A 25,117-nucleotide genomic window follows, 5' to 3' on the forward strand; every position below is an offset into this window, starting at 1 on the left:
CCACTTCTATAAGTGGTGAGATGAATGCCTATTGGTATTCTTCAGGGGGGGGGCAAACCCCAACTGGATAAAGTCAAAGCCTCCGGCGGATGCTACAGACTTTCAGAGGAAATTTATCGAGCGGAGCTCGATAAAATCTGGGCGCAAAAACGCCAAAGCGCATTTGATAAACATGCTTTATCTTTCGTATAACGGGTAAACAGAGGAAAAGGGAATAAAGGAGGAAACCTTCTATGGGTAAAGCTGGAAAAATGCCTTATGTATTGTTAGGGTTTGGTATGGCAGGAGCTCTCTTATCCTCGAAAGAAAACCGTGAAAAAGTGCTGGGATTAGTTGGAAAAGTGAAGAAAAAGGCTATGGATCTTTGGGGGAGCCAAGAGGAATCAGAATGGTTGAAAAAAGCTGGACGCCCTGATCCTTATGACTTTGAAGATGCTAAAATGGTTGAAGAAGGCGCGCAGTACAGCATCAATTATTACAATAAAAAAGTTCAACAGTCTTAATGGAACTTGTCAGTCAATCTTGTGGACAACACGATTGGCTGGCTATTTTTTGTAATAATGCCCAAAGATGTTCGCATAAAATTCATGTATAACCGATTTTTCCTATAAAAAATGATAATGTGCTGTGGAAAGAAAGGAATGGAATAGATGAAATTAGTAACCCCAAAAATTGACAACGATGAAAAATAAATTATTCAAGTTCATTCTTGTTATTGCACTTGTCTGGGTGTTTTTATATGTAAATAATCATTGGCTCCAGGTGTCTTCCCATGACATTTCATCTGATCGGATTCCAACAGCCTTTGATGGACTTGTCATCGTGCAGCTGTCGGATTTGCAAGATGCGGAATTTGGTAAGAATCAAGTGAAATTAACGGAAAAAGTAAAAAAACTAAATCCAGATTTCATTTTTCTAACGGGAGATCTTATTGACAGCAACCGGTACGATCTTGAAAGAAGTCTTCATCTTGTCAGGAAATTAGTTGGAATTGCAGATGTATATTATGTGATCGGCAATCATGAAGTTGCGGTTAATCGAGTAGAAAAAATCACAAGCGCCCTTCAAGCCTTAGGCGTCGTTGTGTTGAGCAATGAAGCGAAAATTCTTGAGCGGAACGGGGAGAAATTGGTAATTGCGGGGCTCGATGACCCGTTGATGGAGTCGATCGAGGCCTCTGAAAAAACGATTGCCAAGTATATGGATCGCACATTGGCTGACATACCCGATCAATATTACCGACTTCTTCTTTCTCACCGGCCTGAAGTATTTGATGTCTACGTCAATAGGCAGGTTGATTTGATTTTTACCGGACATGCCCATGGAGGTCAGGTGCAGATTCCTGGAATTGGCGGACTCGTTGCACCGGGACAGGGCTGGTTTCCGAAATATACGGCGGGAGTCCATACAAAAGGTATAACGACAATGGTAGTGAGCCGGGGACTCGGCAACAGTGTTGTTCCGTACCGGATGTTTAACCGTCCCGAAATAGTTGTAGTGACACTGAAGAAAGAATGAGGCAGTGAAAGGAATAAAAAAGTTAAGGTCAAGGCATCCTTTTCAATAAAGGAGGCCTTTTCTATGTTGAATTTCATAATGAAACTGATTATCTGTCCCATCATAATTGCTCTTTCAGGAAGTCTGCTGACGAATGTGAATTTCTCCGGTGCCTACCAGCCGATTGTCATCGGAGTTACATTGGCCGTCGCAGGTCATTTGCTTGAATGGGCATTGTTGTCAGAGAGTACTTTTTGGCTTAGCACAATCATGGACTTTGTAGGATCTACAATAATCATTTATATTTTAAGTTACTTCTTTTTTACAGCTCAGGTAACATTTGTAGGAGCTGTCGTTACTGCTTTATTCCTCACGCTAGTGGAATTTTTCGTTCATATATGGCTCATTCGATCCGGGCGCGCAAGAAAGGAAATGACACTAGGATGAAAAAAAGGCGGGTGTACTTCGAAAGAGGTCTAAACCCGCCTTTTAATGTTTTGAAGAGGATCCTACTGCAGGTAAAAGGAATAACTTTGCCGACAGGGAGCTGAGCGAAGACTGTTCAACTAGCTTTCACCAACATCTTTTTGTGAACTAATAGTGGGGTGGTATTCAGCTCCCAATTTTTACTTACAATCATTTTGGGATGGACGACTGGTTCAAAGACTCCTTCGGTTTCAATCTATGTATCTTCCTGCATAAGAACTCAATATCTACCCTAGCCCAATTTTGTTTGTAAGTTTTCAAAGTCAGGAAAGGAAATGTAATAGTCTTTTGTTTTCTTTGAAAGAAAGTAGATAACTATGACAAATATGCTATAATTGTTCGCAATAAGGAGGTGAAAAAGAATTGGAAGCAATATTAAAGGAAATTTTAACTAAGCTTGGCGATTTGGATAATGGGTTTCAAGAGATGCGGGTGGAACTTCAAGAAGTGAAATCAGACCAGAAATCGATGCATACGGAGCTTCAAGAAGTGAAGTCAAATCAGCAATCGATGTATGCCGAACTTCAGGAAGTAAAAACAGAACTTCGCAGCAATGGCGAAAAAATTGATAACCTTTCGAATGAAATGCGAAGTCATTTTAACTTCATTCAGCAGAAATCTCCCACTTCAGTAAGGCAAATACGCCAAGGCGCATTTGATACAAGTTGAAGACAGACTTGATGAACATCAATCTATTTTCAATGTTGTTTCAGATGAAATGAAAACGATGAAGGCTGATATAAGCTACTTGGGTGGGAAAGTAGGTATTCATGATATGAAGCTGAATACTTTATTCAAAATGAATTCATAGCAGCATACCCCAATAGTTCAACTTTTCACATAATTCCTCACACAAAAGCCTCATTATCAAAACATCCTAGACAAGGCCTCGGGTATCCGAGGTCTTTTTCCTACTCCCAACAATTTCGCTGACTCTATTTTCAAAAGCAGAGAAATACAATTTTTCATTAAAAAGAACCCTGCTGGAAGGTTAAGGAAATAAGGATCACGGTTTCGTTTACAATATTTCCACTGATTATATGGATGAAATGTTTGCTGAATGCTAACAGCAAGATGAAAGCAGATCATCAGACGGTACTGGGTGAACAATAAATGTCAAGATTTCAAAGAAAGAAAGCGGATCTCATATCCGCTCTCTCCTCTCCTCAAATACTTGAAAAGCAGTTCACATGATAAAAACGGAAGTTCACACAATACAATCGATTTCGAAGGTGAACCGGAAATTCTCCCATACTAAATTTCTTCTTTAATTTTTTCCAAAAGAACTCGGCATCCTTCACTAACCAAATCATAAGTTTCCTGAAAGTCCCCAGTGTAATACGGGTCAGGGACATCCTTTTTTACATCCGTCAAATCAAGGAGGCGGATGATTTTAGGATCATTCGATTGCCCTGTTATCCTGGAAATATTTCGGATGTTCGATTCGTCCATCCCCACTATGTAATCATATTCATCGAAGTCTTTTGGGGAAAATTGCCTAGCGACAAGCCCTTTGGTGCTGACATCGTATTCTGCCAACTTTTTCAAAGTGCCTTTATGCGGTGGCTCACCAATATGCCATGAGCCTGTTCCTGCGGAATCGACTGAAATGTTTCTGCTCAAACCTTCCTTTTCAACCAAATCCCTCATAATGGCTTCAGCCATTGGTGAGCGGCAAATATTCCCCAAGCAGACAAATAATACTTTAACCATACGTACGTCTCCCTATTGCTTCTAATGTACATGCTATAGTAGCATATAGAGATGACAAAGTGAATCAACCTGCTTGAAGTATTATTGATTTGTGGGAATTGTCATTTATAATTAAGAGTGGAATAAAGGACCGATAAAAACCAAAATTAGAAGGGGAAAATTCATGTCGAGACATAAACCGAAAAAGAAATCAAAAGCTTTAAAAATCGTGCTGATTGTTATGTTGCTGTTGGTCATTGCTGTAGTTGGATTTGGTTTCTCAATCTATCATAATATTAATAAAACTGCCAAAAATATGCACAATCCGCTTGATCGTACTCCAGAAGTGGCCAGAGAGGCAAACTTGTCACTTAATAAAAAAGAGCCTTTTTCAGTGCTGATGCTAGGGGTGGATGAACGCCCAGGCGACCGAGGCCGTTCCGATTCCATTATCGTAATGACGGTCAACCCGAAGACGGAATCGATAGATATGCTCAGCATTCCTAGGGATACGAGAGTTGAAATAGTGGGCAAAGGCGTGGATGACAAAATTAACCATGCGTATGCTTTTGGCGGCGTTGAAATGTCAATGAATACGGTTGAAAAATTCCTTGATATTCCGATTGATTACTATATTAAGATGAATATGGAGGGGTTTAAAGAAATTGTAGATGCTGTCGGCGGTGTCGATGTAAACAACGATATCGATTTTTCTGTCGGTAAAAAACAATTTTCTAAAGGGCAGATCTCTCTCAACGGTGACGAAGCTTTGGCATACGCCCGGATGCGTTATGATGATCCTCGGGGAGATTTCGGACGCCAGATGCGCCAACGCCAAGTTATCCAAGGGGTAATCAACAAAGGGGCTAACATCTCGGCAATCTGGAAGTATGATGATGTTCTTGATGCATTAGGAAAAAATGTTGAAACAAACCTCTCTTTCAGCGAAATGAAGGATATTCAAAAGAATTATAAAGAGGCGCGCCATAAAATTGATCAGTACCAGATTGAAGGTCAGGGGTCCAAGATAGACGGTATTTGGTATTACCTTGTTCCCCAAGAGGAAAGGGAAAGGGTCCAGGGTGTGTTGAAAGAGCATTTAAATATATAAACATAAAAAAGGCGGGAATGCATATAAGGTGTCCCGCCTTTACTATTTGTCAAAAAGAGGTATTCAATCATGAAAAAGCGTCAAATCTGGCTGGTTGCAGCCATTGCGTGGGCTGTGGCCATTTTTATCGCCACGCATTCACCTTCTTCGACAGGCGGAAACACACAATTTTTAATAAAGAAGCTGCTGGGGCTCTCTTCAGAGGAAGCAGCTCTTATAAATGTTGTCTTCCGCAAGCTCGTACACTTGGGAGCATTTGGACTTCTGGCAGTCCTCCTTTTCAACAGCTTTGAGAAAAGAAAGTTTCTATTGGCATGGATGATTACAACCTTGTATGCGGCAACGGATGAGTTGCATCAATCATTCGTTCCGGACAGAACTGCTTCCATCTGGGATGTAGGATTGGATTCATTGGGTGCACTAATTGCTCTTGGTTTGATCAAAATGTTAAATCAACGATCTTACAAACAGTCCTAGCATATGGGCGTAGATTTCTTCAAATTGAGAGAGCGGCAGTGGATTTTGACCTTTGCCCAATTCAATGGTGAAACCTGGGTTTCTGAAATCCTGGATGAACCAGTCCTTATAGCCGGCATAACTATCGACATAGCGGATGGCTTCGTACCCACTAAGGATGGCAGAATCCCTTGCAAGTACCTGGGATTCTGGCGGCTCCAGTCCTTCATACCCCCAATAGATTTCCTGCCCTTGCGTATGAAGGGCAAGCAGCCGGTCATAGTTTTCCATTCTGGCCAGCTCCGCCATCGTTTTAGTTTCCGGTTCAGAAAGCGGTGAGTAGCCTGGAAAGTCACGGGGCCCCGGCTCTTTGGGCTTCCTTTCTTTTTCGAACTCCCAATTGGCCGGGAATTGCTTATTTAAATCCACTCCGCGAATATTCGCTTTCCAGCCTGAGAAGTCACGGCTGCCCCTATTCAGCCGGATAAGCTCGGTTTCTCTTTCGGGAGGGGGGCCGTTCAGGACGAGATTGACGCCGTCCGGATTCACCATCGGTATGCCAAACAGCCTGCTCCCTGTATAGATCGTTAATGCTGATATGCCTTTAATCATCAAGCTATTGGTGAGGGCAAGCATGTAATCATTTAGAAAGCGCATGAAAATCGGTGTGGTGATCCATTCATTTGCATGAAAGGAGGCATTGATCTGTACTTTTCTTCCCGATGTTCCGATCTGGAGCTCATGCAGAGGATTTTCGAGCACGCTTTTTCCAGCTTCCCGCCTTTTTATAAATGGATAAATCGAGAGTAGCTTGTTCATATCGCGGTTCATCTTTTGAAAATCATACGGTTCATTACCGTTGATTATTCTTGACACGACTCTTTCCGGAATATTGATTTGCTGCCCGATGGTCAATTGATTCGAATTGATATTCTGATTTAAAATCAGAAGGGCATCAACGTTCATATTTCGGCTTTGGGCAATTTTCCAAAAGGTGTCGCCAGCTTTAATCGTATAGACGCCCTTTAGGAATCCGGGAATTTGAATGACCTGCCCGACTTGAAGGGCGTTTGGATTGGCAAGGTTCGCGTTGGAATCGAGGATTAAAACGAACGGAATATGAAATAACTGGCTGTAATGCCAAAGTGTATCACCTGACCGTACTTGGATTTCCATAGAAGACGTCCCTCCATATAGACTTTATCCTGTCCAGCTAGACACACAAAATATGCTGATGCCACCGATGTAAAAGGAAGTACTAGTGCAGGTAAAGCGACATTGATGTCGTGTCCTGCGCCTATCGAAGCCACAGGAGACGGTGTTTTGAGGCAGCTAGCGCCAAGCTCTGCAAGGATTAAATCATTTTCTCATGGTGGTGGTTGAAAAGCTGCCTTCTTGCAATACGTCTTGTGCTTGTCGTCTAAGGCAGCGCTCCTTTTGCTTTTCTTATATCTAGATTTATGTATTTATCAAGGAAATATGATGATAGAATGAAAGATGAATGACTGCCAGGAAAGAAGTGAAATTTTCATGCTTGGAGCGATTGAAGCCGGAGGGACAAAGTTTGTCTGCGCTGTTGGGAACGAAGATGGACAAATGCTGGAACGCATACAGATTCCGACTGAGATTCCTGAAAAGACGATCCCGATGGTAATTGAATTTTTTAAAAACTATAAAGTCAGGGCTCTTGGAATAGGATCCTTCGGTCCGCTGGATTTGAATGAAAAAAGCGATACATATGGATACATCACATCAACGCCGAAGCCAGGGTGGGGAAACTTCCCGTTTGTTGAAACGATGAAAAAGGCTTTAAATGTGCCAGTCGCATTCGATACGGATGTCAATGCGGCTGTTTGGGGTGAGTTTCTGTTTGGTGCAGGAAAAGGGTTTAACTGTCTGTATATTACCGTAGGAACAGGAATTGGCGCCGGAGCTGTTATTGGCGGTAAGCGTCTTCACGGTCTTTCCCATCCAGAAATGGGGCATATTTTTTTACGTCGCCACCCCAAAGACAAATTTGAAGGGTTTTGCCCCTATCACAAGGATTGTCTAGAAGGCTTGGCTTCAGGACCCTCAATCAAAAAACGTTGGGGCATAAAGGGGGAAGACTTGCTGGAAGATCATCCAGCTTGGGAATTGGAAATCCATTATTTGGCTCAAGCTCTCCTGCAATATATTTTGATTCTTTCTCCCGAGAAAATCATTATGGGCGGCGGAGTGATGAAGCAATCGCATTTATTTCCAAGCATCCATAGTGAAGTGAAGCGTTTATCCAAGGGCTTTCTCACATTGCCGCCGTCGGAAATCTATATTGTAGCACCAGGACTTGGCGACGATTCAGGGATATTGGGTGCCCTGATGTTGGCGAAAGAAATTAATGTTGGAAATCTGACTAACTGATTGGAAAAAGAAATTTTCCCTAATAGAGAAGATAGGAGTCGATACTCCTATCTTTACAAAAAAGGCGGTTATTTTACGTCTGTTTCCATATATAACTGCTCTCCCTCTGACATGTCTGACTGCCCATTTGTCAGCTCTGTTATCCACTCTTGAAACTCGTTCATTTTGTCTTTTTTTACATAAACCTCAATCTCAACAAGCTCTGAATAATGGATGTCTTTCAGTTGATAATCAGATGAACGGATTTCATTTTCAAGTTTTCCGAGCCATGTGTAATCGGCTTTCACATGCATGACAGTCATGAGAGTCCGTTCTACGGTACCAACGGCATCAATCCCTTCAGAAACTGCTCTGCCGTAGGCCCGGATGAGCCCTCCGGCCCCTAACTTAATGCCCCCGAAATACCTTGTTACGACAACAACTGTATCTTTCAACTTTCTTTTCTTCAGCACTTCAAGCATAGGAACTCCAGCAGTCCCGCTAGGCTCGCCGTCATCATTCGCTTTTTGAATCTGGTCGTTTTCACCAATCATGTAGGCCGAACAATTGTGGGTGGCATTCCAGTGTTCCTTTTTGATTTCTTGTATAAAAGCCTGCGCTTCTTCCTCAGTTTCGGCCCTTTTTATATGTGCAATGAATCTTGATTTTTGAATGTTGATTTCATGGGTCCCATCTGCTTTTACAGTCAAATATTGTGGAAGCACGACTCTACTCCTTTCAAAATGCTCTATTATTTTCCCAACTAAAATAGTGTGTTTTAATAAAATTATACATGATATAATACTTTAGTAGAATGGTAGGTATGTCTTAACGCCTATTTCCAGTATACCGATCCGGAAGGGGGCTCCCTCGAGGAAAATGGCACTTAAGAAAGTGAATATAAAAGCACTGGATAATATTGTGGAACAGATGATCAATACTGTGGATCGAAGCAAGCACGAGATTTTCCAGATTGGCGAACAATGCCGCCATGACCATGACAATATATTAAAAGAACTGGAAAAAATCAAGGCTGAAGTCAATAAAGTCATTGATGAAGGTGATCTACTGGAAGTGCAATCCAGGATTTCCAGGCAGCGCCTGTCTACCATAAGTCTGCATTTTAAAGAATACAGCGAAGAGCAGGTACGAACCGCATACGAACAAGCCCACGATCTCCAATCGAAATTAATGATATGCCGCCAACTGGAAAAACAGCTTAGAGAACGAAGAGATGATCTGGAGAGACGCCTGCTTATTCTGCAGCAAACGATTGAACGTGCGGAAACGCTTGTGTCGCAAATTTCAATTGTGTCCAATTATTTGGTCAGTGATATTAAAGAAATGGGCGAGGCCCTTGAAGATGCAAAAATGAAGCAGGACTTCGGTTTGCGCATTATCGAGGCACAGGAAGAGGAAAGAAAGCGACTGTCCCGAGAGATCCATGATGGGCCAGCACAATTACTTGCGAGCGTTCTGATCCGTTCCGACTTGGCGGAAAAGATGCATAAAGAAGAAGGGCCGGAGCGATCCCTTGAAGAGATTCGCAGCCTGAAGGAAATGATTCGAACCACTCTGTATGAGGTTAGGCGTATCATTTATGATTTGCGGCCTATGGCTCTTGATGATCTCGGTTTGATTCCGACCTTGACAAAATATTTGGCAACAGTCGAAGAGTATCATAAAACGACGAACATCGAGTTTGTTTACTTTGGGAAGGACACGAGGCTCCCCCAAAAATATGAAGTGGCTCTTTTTCGTCTCATCCAAGAAGCTGTACATAATGCGTTGAAGCATGCTCAGTCAAGAACTATCCAGGTAAAGGTGGAAATACAGTCTGAGCATGTTTATGTTATTGTGAAAGATGACGGTATCGGTTTTGATGTAAACGTGAAGAAGAGCGGAAGCTACGGCATGATGGGAATGAGGGAGCGCGTCGAAATATTGGACGGCCTACTCTCCATTCATTCCAAGCAGGGAGCAGGAACGGTTATTTCAATAAAGATACCCGTCGCTCTACCTAGTCTGAGCAGTATTTAAAAAAACAATTAAGGGGGAATAACGAATGCAAACAAAAATAGCCATTATTGATGATCACGAATTGTTTCGCGAAGGTGTAAAGAGAATCCTGGAATTCGAAAAGACATTCTCTGTCGTGGCAGAGGGCGCAGACGGCTGTGATGCAGTTGGGATTGTTGAGGAGTATTCCCCGGATGTAGTCTTGCTTGATATCAATATGAAGAATACAAACGGAATAGAGGCAACAAGGCAGCTACTGGAGACGTACCCAGATTCAAAAGCGATTATTCTCTCCATACATGACGAAGAAGCATATGTCACACATGCCATGAAAACCGGTGCAGCGGGCTACATGTTAAAAGAAATGGATTCAGACGAGCTGATAGGTGCAATCAAAGTTGTGGCTGAAGGGGGTTCATATATTCATCCGAAGGTCACTCATAAACTGGTGAGAGAATACAGACGCCTAGCTAACCAGCAAAATAAAGGAACGGGCTACCAACAGCCGGAAGTGAGAGTGCCGCTTCATTTGTTGACAAGCCGTGAATGTGAAGTCCTACAGCTTCTTGCTGATGGAAAAAGCAACCGCGCTATCGGCGAAGCCCTTTATATTAGTGAAAAAACAGTCAAAAACCATGTGAGTAACATTTTACAAAAAATGAATGTCAACGATCGTACTCAGGCAGTGATCACTGCTATAAAGAATGGATGGGTCGAAGTGCGATAATGTTGAAGGCCGGAATGCTGTGAGGCATTTCGGCCTTGTGCGGTCTGTCATTTGGGACTTAGCGCGGATGACTGCAAGTGTTTCGACGTGGCCCGAATAGACCTGATGGTGCAATATCCTGAAAAATCGTGCGAGATTTGAATTTATCATGCGAAAACAGCGTTTAACTTCATCCAGCAGAAATCTCCCACTTCTGTAAGTGGTGGGATGAATGCATATAGTATTCCATTCAGTGGGGCTTCAAACCCCAGCTGAATAAAGTTAAAGCCTCCAGCGGATGCCACAGATTTTCGGAGGAAATTTATCGAGCGAAGCTCGATAAAATCTGGGCGCAAATACGCCAAGGCGCATTTGATTTGTGCGAATGGTTTTTAATCACTATTTTCTAGAGGTGATCAATTGAAAACAACATTTCCTCAGGCATCTAGTCCTCAACGAAATTTCTCTCCAGAACTCCAGCAGTTTTTACTCGGAAGAATGCTCCTCTTGAATGAAATCCCGTTTTCCAAAGAAGAAATTGACTTACATATCAAAAATGAATGGATTGAAGAAACACCTGGATTGAGTCGTGGTAGCGGAGGATGGCTGTGCCATCGCTGCGATAATCGGATCAGTCGGTTTTATAAAAGATTTCCATGTGTTTCATGCGGGCGGAACTGTGTCTATTGCAGAAAATGCCTCATGATGGGAAGAGTGTCTGAATGCACGAGTTTTTATCGGTGGATCGGCCCTCCTTTGAAATGGAATACTGACAGCTGCTTGCAGTGGGAAGGCCAGTTGTCCGCGGGACAGGAAGTGGCTTCAGAAGCGGTAGTTGCCGCTGTCCGGGACAAGAAAGAACTTCTCGTTTGGGCTGTTTGCGGCGCCGGAAAGACTGAGGTATTATTTTCAGGAATTAGTGAGGCATTGAAACTTGGCCAGCGGATCTGTATTGCGACTCCACGGACGGATGTTGTGTTGGAGCTTGTGCCCCGAATAAAAAAAGTATTTCCCTCAATTCTAGTTACGGCGCTTTACGGAGGCAGTGATGATCGCCATCAACCTTCTCCCTTAACAATTTCCACTACCCATCAACTCCTTCGTTTTCAACATGCATTTGACACGATCATTGTCGATGAAGTCGATGCTTTTCCATATACTTTTGATGAAAGCCTTCAATGGGCAGTAAAAAAAGCGGCAAAACCAAAAGCGGCACGAATCTATTTGACTGCAACACCCAGTAAGAAATGGCAGAATGAGTGCCGGTTCGGAAAGCGAGAGTTTATAAAGATTCCTGTCCGCTTCCATCGGAAGCCGCTCCCTCTTCCAAAGTTTGTTTGGTGCGGAAATTGGCAAAAGCGTATAGAAAAGAGCCGGCTTCCTTACAATGTTTTGCATTGGGCGGAAAAGCGGGTAAAGCAAGGAAAACAGGCACTTATCTTTCTGCCGCATATCGAATTCATGAAAAGATCACTTCCTATTTTTAAAAAGCTGCACCCAGCGATTGAAGCAGTCCATGCGGAAGACTCGTTAAGAAGAGAGAAAGTAGAAAGAATGAGAGCGGGTAAGACGCCGATTCTTCTTACAACAACCATTTTAGAAAGGGGCGTCACATTTCCAAACATAGACGTGGCAGTGCTTGGTGCGGAAGATGATATTTTTACAGAGGCCGCCCTTGTTCAAATCGCTGGCAGGGTCGGCAGAAGCTCAGTTTACCCAGCAGGTGATGTGACCTTTTTTCATTACGGACGAACAAAAGCGATGATTCAGGCTTTACTTCATATTGACGGGATGAACAAGGAAGCAAGGGAGGCAGGGCAGTTCGATGAATAATCATTGTTTGTACTGCGATACTGTCATTCAGGAGGAGATGTCGTGGATAAAGCTCTTGTTTGGATCGCCAGAGGAACGCCTGTGCAAGACCTGTAGAGGGCAATTGGCGGTAATAAAAGAAGCTATTTGCCGGAAATGTTCGCGGCCGCTTGCCGGGTTGGTGAGCGAATACATACATGCCGACATTTGCCATGACTGTTTTCGTTGGGAGGAAGATTCAAAATGGGCGGGTATCCTTGAACGCAATGTTTCCATATATCAATATAATGACTTTTTAAAAGAACTGCTGGCACGCTATAAATATCGTGGCGATTACGTGTTGGCGAAGGTATTTTCACAAGAAATCCGAAAAGCTTTTTCAGAAACATCATCCGATTTGCTTGTGCCAATTCCGCTGAGCAGGGAGCGTCTTCTGGAACGGGGGTTCAATCAGGCAGCAGCTTTGGCAAGAGAAGCTGGACTTGAAACATTTGATGCTCTTCATAGAATCCACGGTGAAAAACAATCAAAAAAATCCCGCGAAGACAGAATTTATTTCAAGCAAGTTTTTAAAGTGAATAAACCTGTTTTCGAAAAAAACATTTTATTGATAGATGACATATATACAACAGGTTCGACACTTCATCATGCAGCATATGCTTTAAAGGAAGCCGGGGCTAAAAGTGTAGCTTCATTGACACTGGCGAGAGGTTGAATTTTTAGGTGAAGATGAACTAAACATTTATTCAGATAAACCGATATAATAGGTACGAAACGTTGAAAGCAAGGAGGTTATTTGATGAAAATCAATTCTTTCAACAGACCAGAAACGAATCCGTATTCAAAGCAGATCAATCATATGGAACAGAAACCCCGCACGGAGCGTATTGAGGCGGATCAAATAGAAATTTCCAAACAGGCCAAAGAACTGCAGCAATCATCCCGATATGATGCAGAACGGAAAGCCCGTATCGAGCAATTAAAAAATCAAATCCAGCAAGGTGAATATAAGGTCGACCCTAAAAAGGTTGCGTACAGCATAGCAAAATACTACTTCAACCAATAAATCGGAAGGAGGCTGCTCCATGTCTGCAGAGACTTTGATTGCTAATCTAACCAAGCAGTATCAACTGCATGAGAGCTTGTTAAGAAACGCGCTCAAGAAAACGGAGGTACTGAAAAAGGGGGATGTGGACAGCCTTCAGGAGGTTATGCGTGAAGAGCAGAAATTGATAGCGGCTATTACTATGATGGAAAATGAGCGACAAACAACTGCTCAGTCATTTTTAAAGAAAAACGCGGAGAGCCAAATCACGATTGCGGACTGTATAACAGCTGCAGCTCCTGAAGCGGCAGAAACATTGAGGGCACTCCAGGAACAATTGGTTTCGGTAATTGCCAAACTACAGGAGCAAAATGATCTGAACCAACAGATTATTTACCAAACGCTGCAATTCGTCAACATCAATCTTGATGTATTGCAGCCTGGAAAAGAAGCGGCAGCCTACGGCAGGCCAGATGTAAAAAAACAACAAGCCAAACCTGGAAAGTCTTTTTTCGATTCAAAGGCTTGATTCTATATAAAATGATTCAGGATTAACGGAGGAACAAACATGACATCTACTTTTCATGGTCTTGAAACGGCAAAGCGGGCGTTGAATACTCAGCAGTCCGGACTCTATACGACCGGGAATAACGTAGCGAATGCGAATACACCGGGATACACGCGCCAGCGGATCAATATGAGGGCAACCGAGGCGTATCCGCCAGCTTCGATGAACAGGCCGCAAATTCCTGGGCAGATCGGGACAGGAGTTACAGCGGGAGAGGTACATCGGGTCCGTGAATTTTTTTTAGACGGACAATTTCGGAAGGAGAGTGCCAAGCTGGGCTACTATGGAACAAGCTCTGAGGCCTTATCCAGACTCGAGGATATTTTAAACGAAACAGGAAAAGACAGCGTCGGCATTTCCAAGGTGCTTGGCGAATTTTGGCAGTCTCTTCAAGATTTAAGTGTTCATCCTGAAAATGACGGTGCCCGAGAAGTCGTTTTGCAACGTGGACATGCGGTGGCGGACACATTCAACTACATATATCAGAGCATCCAGACATACAGAGAAGATCTGGGACTTCAGATTGAAACTGACCAAGAAGCGATTAACTCCATTTTGAAAAATATTGATGCTTTGAATAAAAGAATTGCGGAAATGGAACCGCTCGGCTTTATTCCAAATAATTTGTATGATGAACGTGACTTGCTCGTAGACGAGCTTTCCAAATATATGGATATCCAGGTCATCAAAGAAGACAGCTATACAAATTCCACAGGGGCAATGGAAGGTATTTATAAAATCATGGTTGGAGACGTTGAGGTAGTGAACCGATCAGGTTATAAAGAACTGGATATTACCATGGGTGGGGATCCAGAAATTGTCACTGGTCTTTCATTTGATGGAAACGAAGTGCCGATTGATCTTTTACCTCAAGGCAAATTGAAGAGCTTGATTGAAAACTATGGCTATGGCAGCGATGAGCATGATTCTTATTTAAAAATCATGAATCAACTGGACGATCTGGCGAACCAATTTGCAAAGAGCATCAACGAAGTTCATAAAGAAGGTAAAACAAAAGATGGAAGTGATGGAGGCGTCTTTTTTACAGAAGGTGCTGGTGCTAAGGGAATAAAAATGGAGCTAACGCATACGGATGATTTGGCTGCTTCAAAATCTGGTGCTGTTGGTGAAAGCGAGCAAGCTCTAGCGATGGCTGATTCGTTTAAAGACGTAATGACAGATTATCAAAAAATCATCGGGAAACTTGGGGTGGAAGCACAATATGCCAATCGTCAAAAGGCCAATGCGGCAACACTACTGGCATCCGTTGATGATAAACGTCTGTCTGTGAGTACTGTTTCATTGGATGAAGAAATAATGAATATGATCAAATTCCAGCATGCTTATAATGCGGCTGCAAGAAACATTACAGTAGTTGATGAAATGCTCGATAAAATCATTAATGGAATGGGCATTATCGGAAGATAGGGGGATGGGACATGCGCGTCACGCAGTCAATGATTGCGAATAATTCACTTAGACATTTGAGCAATACGTATGGAAGGCTTGGACAGCTACAGGAACAGATGAATACGGGGAAAAAGATTACACGTCCATCTGATGACCCTGTTGCGGCTATGAAGGGAATCGCTTATCGGAACAATGTCCTCCAAACGGAGCAATTCAAAAGGAATTTTGCAGAAGCTCATAACTGGATTGATAATTCTGATGCTGCTTTAGACCAAGCGACAAAGGCGATGCACCGCATACGGGACTTGACGATACAGGCGGCTAACGGGACATATGATGAAGGACAGTTAGATGCTATAACCAAAGAGATCAATGAAATTATGCAGCAGTTGGAGAATATTGCGAATACGGAGGTTGGCGGGAAATATATTTTTAATGGAACAAAGACAAATGAACGGCCAGTTGACCTGTCGGCCAACCCTCCGATCTATCCTGTAAGTACGGATGATGTGAAAATTGAACTTGGTAAGGGCATTTTTATCCCTGTAAACGTAAAGCCAGATACTATTTTTTCAGAAGAGTTTTTTACATCTATTCAAAATTTGATCAACGATATTGAGTCTGAGGGAGATATCAACAGCCATTTATCTATTCTGGACAAACGGGTTGATGAATTGTTGAAGGAACGTTCCTCACTTGGTGCAAAGTCTAACCGGATTGATGCAATGGAACAGCGGGTGGACCAACAGGAGGAAATTTCCAAAAAAATGATGTCTGATAATGAAGATGTGGAATATGAACAAGTGATCACGGAATTAATCATGGAAGAGAGTCTGCTTCGTGCATCATTGAGCGTCAGTTCCCGGATCATCCAGCCGACACTGGTAGATTTTCTGAGATAAAAGCTATTCTGCGGGATAGCTTTTTTGTTTCTTAAGAGGAGTTGAAGAAGCATGAGATTGATGCCGCAAATCCAGACGGAATCCGTAAAGGGACAAATAGGTATTAGAACACTTCCGGCACAGCAGAGGATTGAACAGCCTAAAGTAGTTGTAGAGATTCAGCAGCCTCCGGCTGAAATGCAGATTGAGAGAACAACGTCGAAGTTAACGATTGACCAGACGAAGGCGTGGGAAGACATGAATTTAAAGTCCTTGCCAAAGGTCATGGAAGAATTTGCCCAGGAAGGGCGCTCTAAGGCAATGAAGGGAACCGCCCGCAGAGCGGAAGAGGGAGATGAGCTTATGCGAATTGAAAATGGCGGAAATCCGATGCCGGTTATTGCTAAGCGGAACTCAGAAAGACCAGAAGCTTCGTTCAATATTGGATTTATCCCTTCGCCTTTCAGCGTGAAGTTTAATTATGAACCTGCTATTTTAGCGATTCAGTGGACACGTCATGAACCGATAATCCAAGTGCAGCCGCAGAAGCCTGTCATCGATTATGAATCAGGGAAAGTGGATATTTTCGTGGAACGTGAGCCTTCATTGAAAATCGACTTTATCAATATAGAAGCATGAAAGGAGCGGGAAGATGAATATGGAGATTGAGACGAAATATCATGGCATGCAGGAAATCAGTTCGGGAGACATCTTGAAATTTGACAGTGGTATCCCGGGATTTCCGGATCAAAGGGAGTTTCTATTGCTGCCGTTGGATGAAAGTATATTGACCGTTTTGCAGTCAATCAGCACACCCGAAATAGGTTTTGTTGTAGTAGATCCTTTTTCATTTTTTCCAGAATACGATTTTCACTTGAGCGAGTCGGTGGTGGGTCAGTTGGAATTAGAAAAAGCGGAAGATGCTGCTGTATTTACTATCTTAACTGTACAGGATCCATTCGAGAGAACCACCGCTAACTTGCAGGCTCCAATTGTCATTAACTCGAAAAACAATATGGCTAAACAGGTCATTTTGAATGAAGGAAATCACAAAACAAAACACCCATTGTTTGGGAAGAAAGCAAAGGGGTGACGAGATGCTCATACTATCAAGAAAAAAGGGTGAAGCCATCCAAATTGGGCCTGATATCGAGATCTCCATTACGGCAATCCAAGGAGATCAAGTCAAAATCGGGATCAATGCTCCTAAAAACGTTGAAGTTTACCGGAGAGAAGTATGGGTGGAAATACAAAATGAAAATAGAGCTGCATTGAACGGAATATCTGATCTTTCTAATCTACTGGAAAACGCAAAAAAAGAGTGAATACCCTATTAAACAATTTTTTCTTCTGCCGATATAACTATTGAAGGCAAGGTGCCGGGCGGCCGACCGGATATTTTGTCAACAATATGTAGCGATACCGTTCACAAGGATGTGAGCGGCATATTCAAGGAGGAAAATTAAATGAGAATCAACCACAACATTGCGGCTCTTAACACACACCGTCAACTAAATGCCGGAACAAACGCTGCAACAAAAAACATGGAGAAATTATCTTCAGGTCTTCGTATCAACCGTGCAGGAGATGATGCTGCGGGCCTAGCGATTTCCGAAAAAATGCGTGCTCAAATCAAAGGTTTGGACATGGCTGCGAAAAACGCTCAAGATGGAATCTCTTTAATCCAAACTGCTGAAGGTGCATTAAATGAAACACATGCAATCCTTCAACGTATGCGTGAATTAGCTGTTCAAGCATCAAATGATACAAACGACAGCGATACAGACCGCGCAGCAATCCAAGATGAAATTAATCAGCTTGCACGTGAAATTACTCGTATCTCTGAGACGACTGAATTCAACGGAAAAACTCTTCTTGATGGGACTTTTGCTTCTGCTTCTGGCGGTGCAGCATTAACATTCCACATTGGAGCAAATAAAGACCAAAACGTTACGTTGAACATCTCAAAACTGGATTCTCAAACACTTGGAGTAGGTACAGGAGATAGCAAAACTGGTACTGGTATCGACGTTAGCACTCAGGATGCGGCGAATACTGCTATTGAAACGCTAAATGAAGCTATCAAAACGGTTGCTACTGAACGTTCAAATCTCGGTGCTATGCAAAACCGCTTAGAACATACAATTAACAACCTTGGTACATCTTCTGAAAACTTAACGGCTGCTGAATCACGTATCCGTGATGTTGACATGGCAAAAGAAATGATGGAGTTCACTAAGAACAACATTCTTTCTCAAGCTGCTCAAGCAATGCTGGCTCAAGCAAACCAACAGCCGCAAGGAGTTCTTCAATTACTTCGTTAATTTTTTAAACCTAAAGAGTAATCCGTATATAGGATTACTCTTTAGGTCATTTTGAAAGGAAAATATGCTATGAGAACCATTGTAATGCTATCTGGTATCCCTTATGAATATCTAAAGCATAGGCCTCAACACTTTGCTACATATTTCGCCCGAAAAGGTTATGAAGTACTTTATATTTGTATCACTGATTATAATAAAATTGATCCTGTCCATCTAGGAAATATCAGGGATAGGGATTCTTTTATAGATTCCTTTTTTTCGAGAAACGCGGATGATGTTTTTGTAATTAAAAGCAGCATACACTCAGAAAATATTAATGACAGTTCTTTGACTTTGTTAATAAATAAAATTAATAGAATTTATAATGAAAAAAACCTTATATTTATTGCGGCTTTCCCTCAGTGGATAACACATCTTCAAGCTCTCTCTAAAAATTCAAAGTTAATATATGACTGTTTAGATGATTGGGAAGAATTTACGAAGGATCCTGATATGGGGTATTCGGAAGAGATCATTAATTGTGAACGAAAAATCGCGAGTATAGCCGACTTAGTTATAACCTCCGCTAAAAGGCTTTATGTAAAAATGTCTTATTATAATAATAATATTTATTATTTGCCCAATGGGGTTTGGAATGTGGATTTTACTCAACAAGAGCTTCTTCCGCAAGTCCCTATAGATTTAAAGTCAATTAACAAACCTATCGTATTTTTCATGGGAGCCATTGCAAAGTGGGTGGATCTCGATTTGATTCAATTTATAGCAGAGTTAAGGCCCGAGTATTCTTTTGTGTTTGTTGGCAATCTTAGGTGTGATTTACCGAAACGATCGAATATCTATTTTTTAGGAAGCAAAAAATATGAAGAACTTCCACATTATTTAGCTGTTTCTAAGGTATGCATAATACCATTTAAAGTAAATAATTTGACAGCTGCTGTTACCCCGCTAAAAATTTATGAATATTTAGCCTCATCAACACCTGTTGTCACAACGATAATGCCCGATATATTAGAGTTGCCTGGAACAAGAGCAGCAACTACTTATAATGAATTTGTTGAGTACATAGATGAATTTATTTCTATGAATAATGAAAAATATACCGTAGAAACCAAAATGGCAAAAAAGTCAGTGGAGCTCTATAATTGGCCAGATTTACTAGAACCAATCAATAATATGATTAAAAGGGATAGCTATCAAGTTGAAAATAACGAGAATGTTATTAAAAATACCATTCGATCCTATAAAAATTATAAACAAAGTTTTTTAATAAAGAATGAATTACTTGGTATGTATAATTATTTAGGTCTATACAACTTGTCATGCTCACTTTATGACTTTAATGATGAAACTTTAGAGATACAACAACATTTGGACTATGAAAAGTTAGCTTTGGCACATTTTTGCTCGGGATGTATCGACATGAGTAAAAAATTATTGAACATGTATATAGAAAATAATGATAAAAAAATATTACAGCCATATGTTAATTCATTATTAAAGGAAGAGGACTTCGAAATTTTCCTTGAAATATATTTATTAAAGGCTTCAGGTAACATATATGAAGCTATTAAGCTAGCAGACAGTCAAATAGTCCCGGAAAAATATCAGCCTAAACTTCTTGGATTACTATCAGGTTTATATTTAGATATTGGAGAGTATGATTTAGCCTTTCAAGTCGCCTTAGAAATTCTTGCAGTGGAAAATGAATTAAAACTAGAAGACATATTTGATGCGTACACTTTAAAGTTTATTATTAAGACCTTTTCGGAGCAAAATCAATATGATTTGGCGGAGGAATTTACTCTGACTCTTATGCAAATCAATAAAGAGTGGCAGCAATTTTTTGTTTCGCTTCTCTCAGATGTTTATATTTCAAAACATCTGGTAGAGTAAATCCTTTTAACTTCATTCAGCAGAAGTCTCCCACTTCAGTAACTGGTGAGGTGAATGCATATTGATATTCCATTCAGCATGGGTTCAAACCCTGGCTGAATAAAGTTAAAGCCTCCGGCGGATGCCACAGATTTTTAGAGGAAATTTATCGAGCGGAGCTCGATAAAATCTGGGCGCAAATACGCCAAGGCGCATTTGATTAAACACTCTTTAATTTAAAGGGCTACAATTTATTATTAAAGTGAATATTGAGTGTTGAAGAAAATATATTATTGGGTGGATGTGTGTCACTTGGAGCAAATTATTAACAAAATAGGTTTCTTTATCAATTCCCCATTTCATTACTATTTATATGAAAATACAATAAATAAACTTTTAGAAAAAGGATACGAATGTGACTTAATCATAAACGATTATTTATTATATGACCCTGAATGGAAAAATATGTATGATTCTAATGTAGAATTTATTGAGGGCATTAATAGGGAAGATATAGAAGCATATCCGTGTTCATTACTGGTAATGAATAAAATTAGGTATGTATGTCTTGTTAGTCCATATTATTTTGATCAGCTTTCAACAATAAGCGTTTATAATATAAGGATGGTTTATGGAGCCGGCTACGGTTTAGAAAAAGAATCTTTTAATTTTAGCTATTGGAATACATTTTACGACACAATTTTAAATTATGGTAAATATGACTATGAAAGAACCAATATCTTCAATTCTGGAGTTATAGTGGGAAATCCAAAATTTGATAAGTGGTTTAACAATGAGTTTGATGTAAAATCAATAAAAGATGAATTAAAAATTGACCCTTCCAAAAAAACTATATTATATGCACCTACATATGGAGTACATTCATCAATTGATGAATGGAAGGAGCAATTGATTCAAATTAATAAGGAATATAATATAATTGTTAAACTACATCATGGTACTGCTCATTTATCTTCAGAATCCATTAGAAAAGACAAAATCCTATCTAATTTTAATATTGTTAGGGACGATAAAACAAATACATTAGAGCTATTTAAGGTTTCAGACCTTGTGATTTCTGACACAAGCGGATTAATTTATGATGCACTTTTAGCTGAAAAAAAGATAGTTATCTTAAATACAAATAAATCAAATCGATATAGGGATTTAAATAACGAGGCTAAACTGCTTAGGAAAGTTGTTCCTTCATGGGAAAAAGAATGCAATATTCATGAAAATGTACAAAATATACTTAATGAAAGTCCCTCAAAAAATCCTGATATTGAGAGTTTATTAGGTGATTTATTTGCTTTTAAAGATGGGTTATCTAGTAAAAGAGCTGCTGACGCTATTATTCAAACTTTTGAAAATCCCAAAAGAAATCAATATAGGGAAGACTTGAAAAGAATGCTGAAGTTGTAAACATTTTTAAAATGACTAAAGATACAATATTGTTTGCTGGAAGGTTCTCGGGTTCGTGACCTATAAAAATACACTCTTTCTCAATATTTATTATAAAGTGGTTCGGTAAAAGAAAAAGATAGGTTCATACTTATTGAATGCTATTTATGGAAAACTACTAATTCCAGTGGTTCTTACGCACTTTTGGGGAGGGGGCACCTTTTCATTTTATGGGTATAGTCCTTAAAAAGTGAGATAGGTGGATTCTGATCGTGGAGATGATCTATCTAAATCGGATGGTAATACATACTACGGTAGACATCAGACGAATGATGGGGAGGGCTGGATTTCAGTTACTATGAAATCGATTCCTCTATCAATAGTAACTATTCTAAAATAGTATGTTCTAATTTGGTATTATTCCCCAAAAATGCGTAAGTGCCATTCTAATATAATATTTACAGTAGAACAATATAAATTAGCTCCAAAATGCTGCACAAGCAATGATTGTGTACAAGGAGACAATTGTTAAGTTAATCTCAAAATCAGAAAGAGGATTGGACGGACATATTCCAATCCTCTTCTTTGGCTCTACCATTCCTCGCATACAGTTAAAAAAGCCAAGCCTAAAAAGGCCTGACTCCATGAATATCTATATGCAGTATCTAGGTGCTTAATCCTTAGCTACGTTTGTTTAAGACGCGTTCTGTTTTGACTCGTACGAAACCCTCGTATTTGTTGACTAGGCTATTAATGAAAGTCTTCATTTAACCTACCTTCTTTCATCATCATTGTAATTTCATTATCAATTTTTCACTTATAATAAACAAATTCAGAATACTTAAATGAAAACGAAAACAATAACAATGAAAGCGAATGTCATCGATGTTTTTCTCCATCTATCTTACATTTACTCTTTTTCCCAAGATTTTTTTAACTTTATTCAGCGGAAATCTCCCACTTCTGTGAGTGGTGAGATGAATGCCTATTGGTATTCCATTCAGTGGGGGCTCAAACCCAGGCTGAATAAAGTTAAAGCCTCCGGCGGATGCCACAGATTTTTAGAGGAAATTTATCAAGCGGAGCTCGATAAAATCTAGGCGCAAATACGCCAAGGCGCATTTGATGCTTTTAGCCAAGAGTGTATAAGTAGACTAGAATAAAATCAAATTTTTCATGCTAAACATACAGAATGTTTACATATTTTTATAGTAAAAATGAACTATGTCATATATAATGTTTTTTATAACAATAGAAAATTTTCTGGATAATATTGCACCATGAGAGAGGAGACTAAAGAAGGAGGCAGGGACAGTGTTAAGTTTATTAGGAATTGCCAGGGCTAAAAAGGGGAGTAGGACGACTGGCCCGCAAGGAATGAGTACGGGGTTATTTGTGAAAGAAGCTTCTTTACAGAAAAAAATGGATATGATGGGATGTACTGTAGAGGACCTAAAACTTGTAAAGGATATCCAGCCGTTGGTGGAAGAAAATATTAACCATCTGGTTGAAGATTTTTATACATCCATTTTGCGGGTTGATCACTTGAAAAAGATCATAGAGCAGCACAGCACTGTTGAGCGGCTCAAACAAACATTGAAGATCTATATTATTGAGCTGTTTAATGGAGAGATTGACCAGGTGTTTTTGGAAAAACGATTTCGGATTGCTGAAGCTCATTTTCGAATTGGACTCGAGTCCACTTGGTATATGGGGGCGTTTCAGAATGTACAGAAGTCCGTGATTTCCCTCATTCTGGATAACATTAAAGATCGAAAAAGTTACGCCCCCATATTGGCTGCAGTTAACAAACTCTTCAGCCTTGAACAGCAAATTGTGCTTGAAGCATATGACATGAAGAGGTTGGAATCTCAGTTCGAAGAAGGAAAGGCTTTTCTAAAAAGTAAAATGACTGCAGTAAGTGAGGAGCTGCTGGTTTTGTCCGAGCAGACAGAAGTCTCTGTTGAAGAGTTAAGCTCAAATATACATGAAGTGAGTCTGACTACTTCGGAAAGCAACGAACAGGCGATAGTGGCAAATAAACATGCAAATGAAGGCCAGCAAAAATTGGATGAACTACTCCAAAAGAACAACTTTATGGAGACACTTTCTCAGAAAATGATAGAAAATATACATCAATTAGGTGAATCATCCAATCAGATTTCCAACGTCATCCATCTTGTTCAGGACATTGCGGAGCAGACGAACATATTGGCTTTGAATTCCGCGATTGAGGCTGCGCGGGTCGGTGTACACGGCAGGGGATTTGCGGTTTTGGCGGAGGAGGTCCGAAAACTCTCAGAACAAACCAAAAGCTCCATAGATCAAATCCATAACCTAATTTCTACTTCTAATACATACAAGCAACGGGTCGAGGAGTCATTGCAGCAGGTGAAGGATGCTGTCCAGTCCAGTATTTCAAGCTCAACACATACCCGGGAGTCTTTTCAGTTGATTGTTCAGTCCATTCAACAGAATGGAGCAACTGTGTCGAAAGTTCAGGAACAAATGAATAAGTTGATTCATGTGGTGAATGAAATTGAACAGTCCATTTCAAGCGTTGCGTCATCTGCAGAGCATTTGAACGAGGCGGCAATCAAGGCTTAGATAAACTGTTAGCAGGATGATTAAAAAGAAGGACAATAAATCCTTCTTTTTTTATACCGAAAAATATGGAAGACCACATGCTAATTGCTCATTACTCGTGCTTCTGAAAGCCCGATTATGTCCATGCCAGCCGCTATAATAAGGAGAGCCTGCTCATTCACATTACTTTATTGACTGATTGTTTTGTTCATGCCATCGGTAATAGCTCAGACACATTATTCTTTAAAAGGAGAAAGCATATTTGAGAATGCTTCTGGTGAGAACAGTTAATTCCATATAAAAAAGCCAAGCCTAAGAGGGCTTGACTCCATGAATATCTATGTGTAGTATCTAGGTGCTTAATCGCTAAATCCTTAGTTACGTTTGTTTAAGACTCGAGCTGTTCTGACGCGTACGAAACCTTCGTACTTGTTGACTAGGCTATTAATGAAAGTCTTCATTTAACCTACCCTCTTTCATCATCATTGTAATTTTATTATCAACTTTTCACTTATAATAAACAAAGTCAGAATACTTTAATGAAAACGAAAACAATGATAATGAAAGCGAACGTCACGGCTCATTTTCTCCTTCTATCTCACTCTTTCTCCTATTTTCAGGGATTGTCTTCAATATTTAACTGTTTATGGCAAAAGTTTGAACATCTCTGTAAAATAACGATTCATAGCCATACCGATCGCCTGTGTTAGGCCCATTGGGTCACTGGCCTTTTAGTGTGTTTAACTTCATTCAGCAGAAGTCTCCCACGTCTGTAAGTGGTGAGATGAATGCATATTGGTATTCCCATTCAGTGGGAGTTCAAACCCCGGCTGAATAAAGTTAAAGCCTCCGGCGGATGCCACAGATTTTCA

Annotated in this window: 27 protein-coding genes; 24 read left to right on the top strand and 3 right to left on the bottom strand. The window is 40.6% G+C overall.

The genetic code is table 11. From position 1 onward, the window contains the following. The first annotated feature begins 24 nt into the window (after positions 1–24). The 5 genes from D5F11_RS26600 (at position 25) to D5F11_RS15575 (ending at position 2,652) form a co-directional block, all read left to right on the top strand. Positions 25–192 (top strand): hypothetical protein, encoded by a 168-nt coding sequence (locus D5F11_RS26600; protein WP_185830734.1) that lies wholly within the window; start codon positions 25–27, stop codon positions 190–192. Positions 193–233: 41 nt separating this feature from the next. Further along, a complete protein-coding gene (locus D5F11_RS15560) occupies positions 234–503 on the top strand; it encodes a hypothetical protein (RefSeq protein WP_120117002.1) in 270 nt (89 codons plus the stop codon). A 178-nt stretch (positions 504–681) separates the two neighbouring features. Next, positions 682–1,518 (top strand): metallophosphoesterase, encoded by an 837-nt coding sequence (locus D5F11_RS15565; RefSeq protein ID WP_120117067.1) that lies wholly within the window; start codon positions 682–684, stop codon positions 1,516–1,518. Between the two features lie 63 nt (positions 1,519–1,581). Next, positions 1,582–1,944 (top strand): DUF2512 family protein, encoded by a 363-nt coding sequence (locus D5F11_RS15570; protein ID WP_120117001.1) that lies wholly within the window; start codon positions 1,582–1,584, stop codon positions 1,942–1,944. A 402-nt stretch (positions 1,945–2,346) separates the two neighbouring features. Then, complete coding sequence (locus tag D5F11_RS15575) at positions 2,347–2,652, top strand: hypothetical protein (RefSeq protein WP_120117000.1); 306 nt, start codon at positions 2,347–2,349, stop codon at positions 2,650–2,652. A 585-nt stretch (positions 2,653–3,237) separates the two neighbouring features. Here the strand turns inward: D5F11_RS15575 and D5F11_RS15580 are convergent. Continuing rightward, entirely contained in the window at positions 3,238–3,696 is a 459-nt protein-coding gene (locus D5F11_RS15580) for a low molecular weight protein-tyrosine-phosphatase (protein ID WP_120116999.1), read from the bottom strand. Between the two features lie 163 nt (positions 3,697–3,859). Here D5F11_RS15580 and tagU point away from each other — a divergent pair, with 163 nt between their 5' ends. Both tagU and D5F11_RS15590 read left to right on the top strand, forming a co-directional pair. Further along, complete coding sequence (gene tagU, locus D5F11_RS15585; RefSeq protein WP_120116998.1) at positions 3,860–4,786, top strand: polyisoprenyl-teichoic acid--peptidoglycan teichoic acid transferase TagU; 927 nt, start codon at positions 3,860–3,862, stop codon at positions 4,784–4,786. 69 nt (positions 4,787–4,855) lie between these two features. After that, on the top strand, positions 4,856–5,263 hold the full coding sequence (locus D5F11_RS15590; RefSeq protein ID WP_120116997.1) for a VanZ family protein: 408 nt from the start codon (positions 4,856–4,858) through the stop codon (positions 5,261–5,263). Here D5F11_RS15590 and D5F11_RS15595 read toward each other — a convergent pair. Next, entirely contained in the window at positions 5,234–6,418 is a 1,185-nt protein-coding gene (locus D5F11_RS15595) for a M14 family metallopeptidase (RefSeq protein WP_120116996.1), read from the bottom strand. The two genes, D5F11_RS15590 and D5F11_RS15595, sit on opposite strands and share 30 nt — an antisense overlap. Positions 6,419–6,739: 321 nt before the next feature. Here D5F11_RS15595 and D5F11_RS15600 point away from each other — a divergent pair, with 321 nt between their 5' ends. Further along, positions 6,740–7,642 carry an ROK family protein gene (locus D5F11_RS15600; RefSeq protein ID WP_280519758.1) on the top strand — a complete coding sequence of 301 codons (903 nt, stop codon included), beginning with the start codon at positions 6,740–6,742 and terminating at the stop codon, positions 7,640–7,642. Positions 7,643–7,710: 68 nt separating this feature from the next. Here D5F11_RS15600 and D5F11_RS15605 read toward each other — a convergent pair whose 3' ends face one another. Continuing rightward, a complete protein-coding gene (locus D5F11_RS15605; protein ID WP_120116994.1) occupies positions 7,711–8,346 on the bottom strand; it encodes a YigZ family protein in 636 nt (211 codons plus the stop codon). A 154-nt stretch (positions 8,347–8,500) separates the two neighbouring features. On the opposite strand from D5F11_RS15605, the gene D5F11_RS15610 reads away from it, so the two are divergent. From D5F11_RS15610 to D5F11_RS15680, 16 genes are all read left to right on the top strand, one after another. Then, on the top strand, positions 8,501–9,661 hold the full coding sequence (locus tag D5F11_RS15610) for a sensor histidine kinase (RefSeq protein WP_120116993.1): 1,161 nt from the start codon (positions 8,501–8,503) through the stop codon (positions 9,659–9,661). Between the two features lie 25 nt (positions 9,662–9,686). Further along, a complete protein-coding gene (locus D5F11_RS15615) occupies positions 9,687–10,367 on the top strand; it encodes a response regulator (protein ID WP_120116992.1) in 681 nt (226 codons plus the stop codon). Between the two features lie 399 nt (positions 10,368–10,766). Beyond that, positions 10,767–12,179 carry an ATP-dependent helicase ComFA gene (locus tag D5F11_RS15620; protein WP_342776039.1) on the top strand — a complete coding sequence of 471 codons (1,413 nt, stop codon included), beginning with the start codon at positions 10,767–10,769 and terminating at the stop codon, positions 12,177–12,179. Next, positions 12,172–12,873 carry a ComFC family protein gene (locus tag D5F11_RS15625; protein ID WP_120116991.1) on the top strand — a complete coding sequence of 234 codons (702 nt, stop codon included), beginning with the start codon at positions 12,172–12,174 and terminating at the stop codon, positions 12,871–12,873. Before D5F11_RS15620 ends, D5F11_RS15625 begins: the two co-directional genes overlap by 8 nt. An 84-nt stretch (positions 12,874–12,957) precedes the next feature. Further along, complete coding sequence (flgM, locus tag D5F11_RS15630) at positions 12,958–13,224, top strand: flagellar biosynthesis anti-sigma factor FlgM (RefSeq protein WP_120116990.1); 267 nt, start codon at positions 12,958–12,960, stop codon at positions 13,222–13,224. A 19-nt stretch (positions 13,225–13,243) separates the two neighbouring features. Further along, a complete protein-coding gene (locus D5F11_RS15635) occupies positions 13,244–13,732 on the top strand; it encodes a flagellar protein FlgN (RefSeq protein ID WP_120116989.1) in 489 nt (162 codons plus the stop codon). Between the two features lie 39 nt (positions 13,733–13,771). Further along, positions 13,772–15,199: a flagellar hook-associated protein FlgK gene (flgK, locus tag D5F11_RS15640; RefSeq protein WP_120116988.1), complete on the top strand. Its 1,428-nt coding sequence runs from the start codon at positions 13,772–13,774 to the stop codon at positions 15,197–15,199. Between the two features lie 11 nt (positions 15,200–15,210). After that, entirely contained in the window at positions 15,211–16,083 is an 873-nt protein-coding gene (gene flgL / locus D5F11_RS15645; RefSeq protein WP_120116987.1) for a flagellar hook-associated protein FlgL, read from the top strand. A 51-nt stretch (positions 16,084–16,134) separates the two neighbouring features. Then, a complete protein-coding gene (locus tag D5F11_RS15650; RefSeq protein ID WP_120116986.1) occupies positions 16,135–16,701 on the top strand; it encodes a DUF6470 family protein in 567 nt (188 codons plus the stop codon). A 19-nt stretch (positions 16,702–16,720) separates the two neighbouring features. Then, entirely contained in the window at positions 16,721–17,155 is a 435-nt protein-coding gene (gene fliW / locus D5F11_RS15655) for a flagellar assembly protein FliW (RefSeq protein WP_120117065.1), read from the top strand. Positions 17,156–17,159: 4 nt separating this feature from the next. Further along, positions 17,160–17,387 (top strand): carbon storage regulator CsrA, encoded by a 228-nt coding sequence (gene csrA / locus D5F11_RS15660; protein ID WP_120116985.1) that lies wholly within the window; start codon positions 17,160–17,162, stop codon positions 17,385–17,387. Positions 17,388–17,528: 141 nt separating this feature from the next. Continuing rightward, positions 17,529–18,386: a flagellin Hag gene (gene hag / locus D5F11_RS15665; RefSeq protein ID WP_120116984.1), complete on the top strand. Its 858-nt coding sequence runs from the start codon at positions 17,529–17,531 to the stop codon at positions 18,384–18,386. 69 nt (positions 18,387–18,455) lie between these two features. Then, the gene (locus tag D5F11_RS15670; protein ID WP_120116983.1) at positions 18,456–20,279 is read left to right on the top strand and encodes a glycosyltransferase; all 1,824 of its coding nucleotides are present in this window, start codon (positions 18,456–18,458) and stop codon (positions 20,277–20,279) included. Between the two features lie 291 nt (positions 20,280–20,570). Beyond that, complete coding sequence (locus D5F11_RS15675; protein ID WP_120116982.1) at positions 20,571–21,680, top strand: CDP-glycerol glycerophosphotransferase family protein; 1,110 nt, start codon at positions 20,571–20,573, stop codon at positions 21,678–21,680. 956 nt (positions 21,681–22,636) lie between these two features. Beyond that, positions 22,637–22,759, top strand: a complete 123-nt coding sequence (locus tag D5F11_RS27810) for a hypothetical protein (protein WP_281277093.1) — start codon at positions 22,637–22,639, stop codon at positions 22,757–22,759. A gap of 214 nt (positions 22,760–22,973) precedes the next feature. After that, positions 22,974–24,266, top strand: coding sequence for a globin-coupled sensor protein (locus D5F11_RS15680; RefSeq protein WP_245998228.1), 1,293 nt, complete (start codon positions 22,974–22,976; stop codon positions 24,264–24,266). Positions 24,267–25,117 lie beyond the last annotated feature (851 nt).

Origin of the sequence: Siminovitchia terrae (genome assembly GCF_003605405.2) — a bacterium.
GTDB classification, from domain to species: Bacteria; Bacillota; Bacilli; order Bacillales; family Bacillaceae_C; genus Siminovitchia; species Siminovitchia terrae.

Coding starts and splice junctions, on each gene's coding strand:
- flgM (WP_120116990.1), top strand. CDS start 12,958: ATGAAAATCAATTCTTTCAACAGACCAGAAACGAATCCGTATTCAAAG.
- csrA (WP_120116985.1), top strand. CDS start 17,160: ATGCTCATACTATCAAGAAAAAAGGGTGAAGCCATCCAAATTGGGCCT.
- D5F11_RS15635 (WP_120116989.1), top strand. CDS start 13,244: ATGTCTGCAGAGACTTTGATTGCTAATCTAACCAAGCAGTATCAACTG.
- hag (WP_120116984.1), top strand. CDS start 17,529: ATGAGAATCAACCACAACATTGCGGCTCTTAACACACACCGTCAACTA.
- fliW (WP_120117065.1), top strand. CDS start 16,721: ATGGAGATTGAGACGAAATATCATGGCATGCAGGAAATCAGTTCGGGA.
- flgK (WP_120116988.1), top strand. CDS start 13,772: ATGACATCTACTTTTCATGGTCTTGAAACGGCAAAGCGGGCGTTGAAT.
- D5F11_RS15625 (WP_120116991.1), top strand. CDS start 12,172: ATGAATAATCATTGTTTGTACTGCGATACTGTCATTCAGGAGGAGATG.
- D5F11_RS15600 (WP_280519758.1), top strand. CDS start 6,740: ATGAATGACTGCCAGGAAAGAAGTGAAATTTTCATGCTTGGAGCGATT.
- D5F11_RS15580 (WP_120116999.1), bottom strand. CDS start 3,696: ATGGTTAAAGTATTATTTGTCTGCTTGGGGAATATTTGCCGCTCACCA.
- D5F11_RS26600 (WP_185830734.1), top strand. CDS start 25: ATGCCTATTGGTATTCTTCAGGGGGGGGGCAAACCCCAACTGGATAAA.
- flgL (WP_120116987.1), top strand. CDS start 15,211: ATGCGCGTCACGCAGTCAATGATTGCGAATAATTCACTTAGACATTTG.
- tagU (WP_120116998.1), top strand. CDS start 3,860: ATGTCGAGACATAAACCGAAAAAGAAATCAAAAGCTTTAAAAATCGTG.
- D5F11_RS15615 (WP_120116992.1), top strand. CDS start 9,687: ATGCAAACAAAAATAGCCATTATTGATGATCACGAATTGTTTCGCGAA.
- D5F11_RS27810 (WP_281277093.1), top strand. CDS start 22,637: ATGAATGCCTATTGGTATTCCATTCAGTGGGGGCTCAAACCCAGGCTG.
- D5F11_RS15565 (WP_120117067.1), top strand. CDS start 682: ATGAAAAATAAATTATTCAAGTTCATTCTTGTTATTGCACTTGTCTGG.
- D5F11_RS15595 (WP_120116996.1), bottom strand. CDS start 6,418: ATGGAAATCCAAGTACGGTCAGGTGATACACTTTGGCATTACAGCCAG.
- D5F11_RS15610 (WP_120116993.1), top strand. CDS start 8,501: ATGGCACTTAAGAAAGTGAATATAAAAGCACTGGATAATATTGTGGAA.
- D5F11_RS15570 (WP_120117001.1), top strand. CDS start 1,582: ATGTTGAATTTCATAATGAAACTGATTATCTGTCCCATCATAATTGCT.
- D5F11_RS15670 (WP_120116983.1), top strand. CDS start 18,456: ATGAGAACCATTGTAATGCTATCTGGTATCCCTTATGAATATCTAAAG.
- D5F11_RS15650 (WP_120116986.1), top strand. CDS start 16,135: ATGAGATTGATGCCGCAAATCCAGACGGAATCCGTAAAGGGACAAATA.
- D5F11_RS15560 (WP_120117002.1), top strand. CDS start 234: ATGGGTAAAGCTGGAAAAATGCCTTATGTATTGTTAGGGTTTGGTATG.
- D5F11_RS15590 (WP_120116997.1), top strand. CDS start 4,856: ATGAAAAAGCGTCAAATCTGGCTGGTTGCAGCCATTGCGTGGGCTGTG.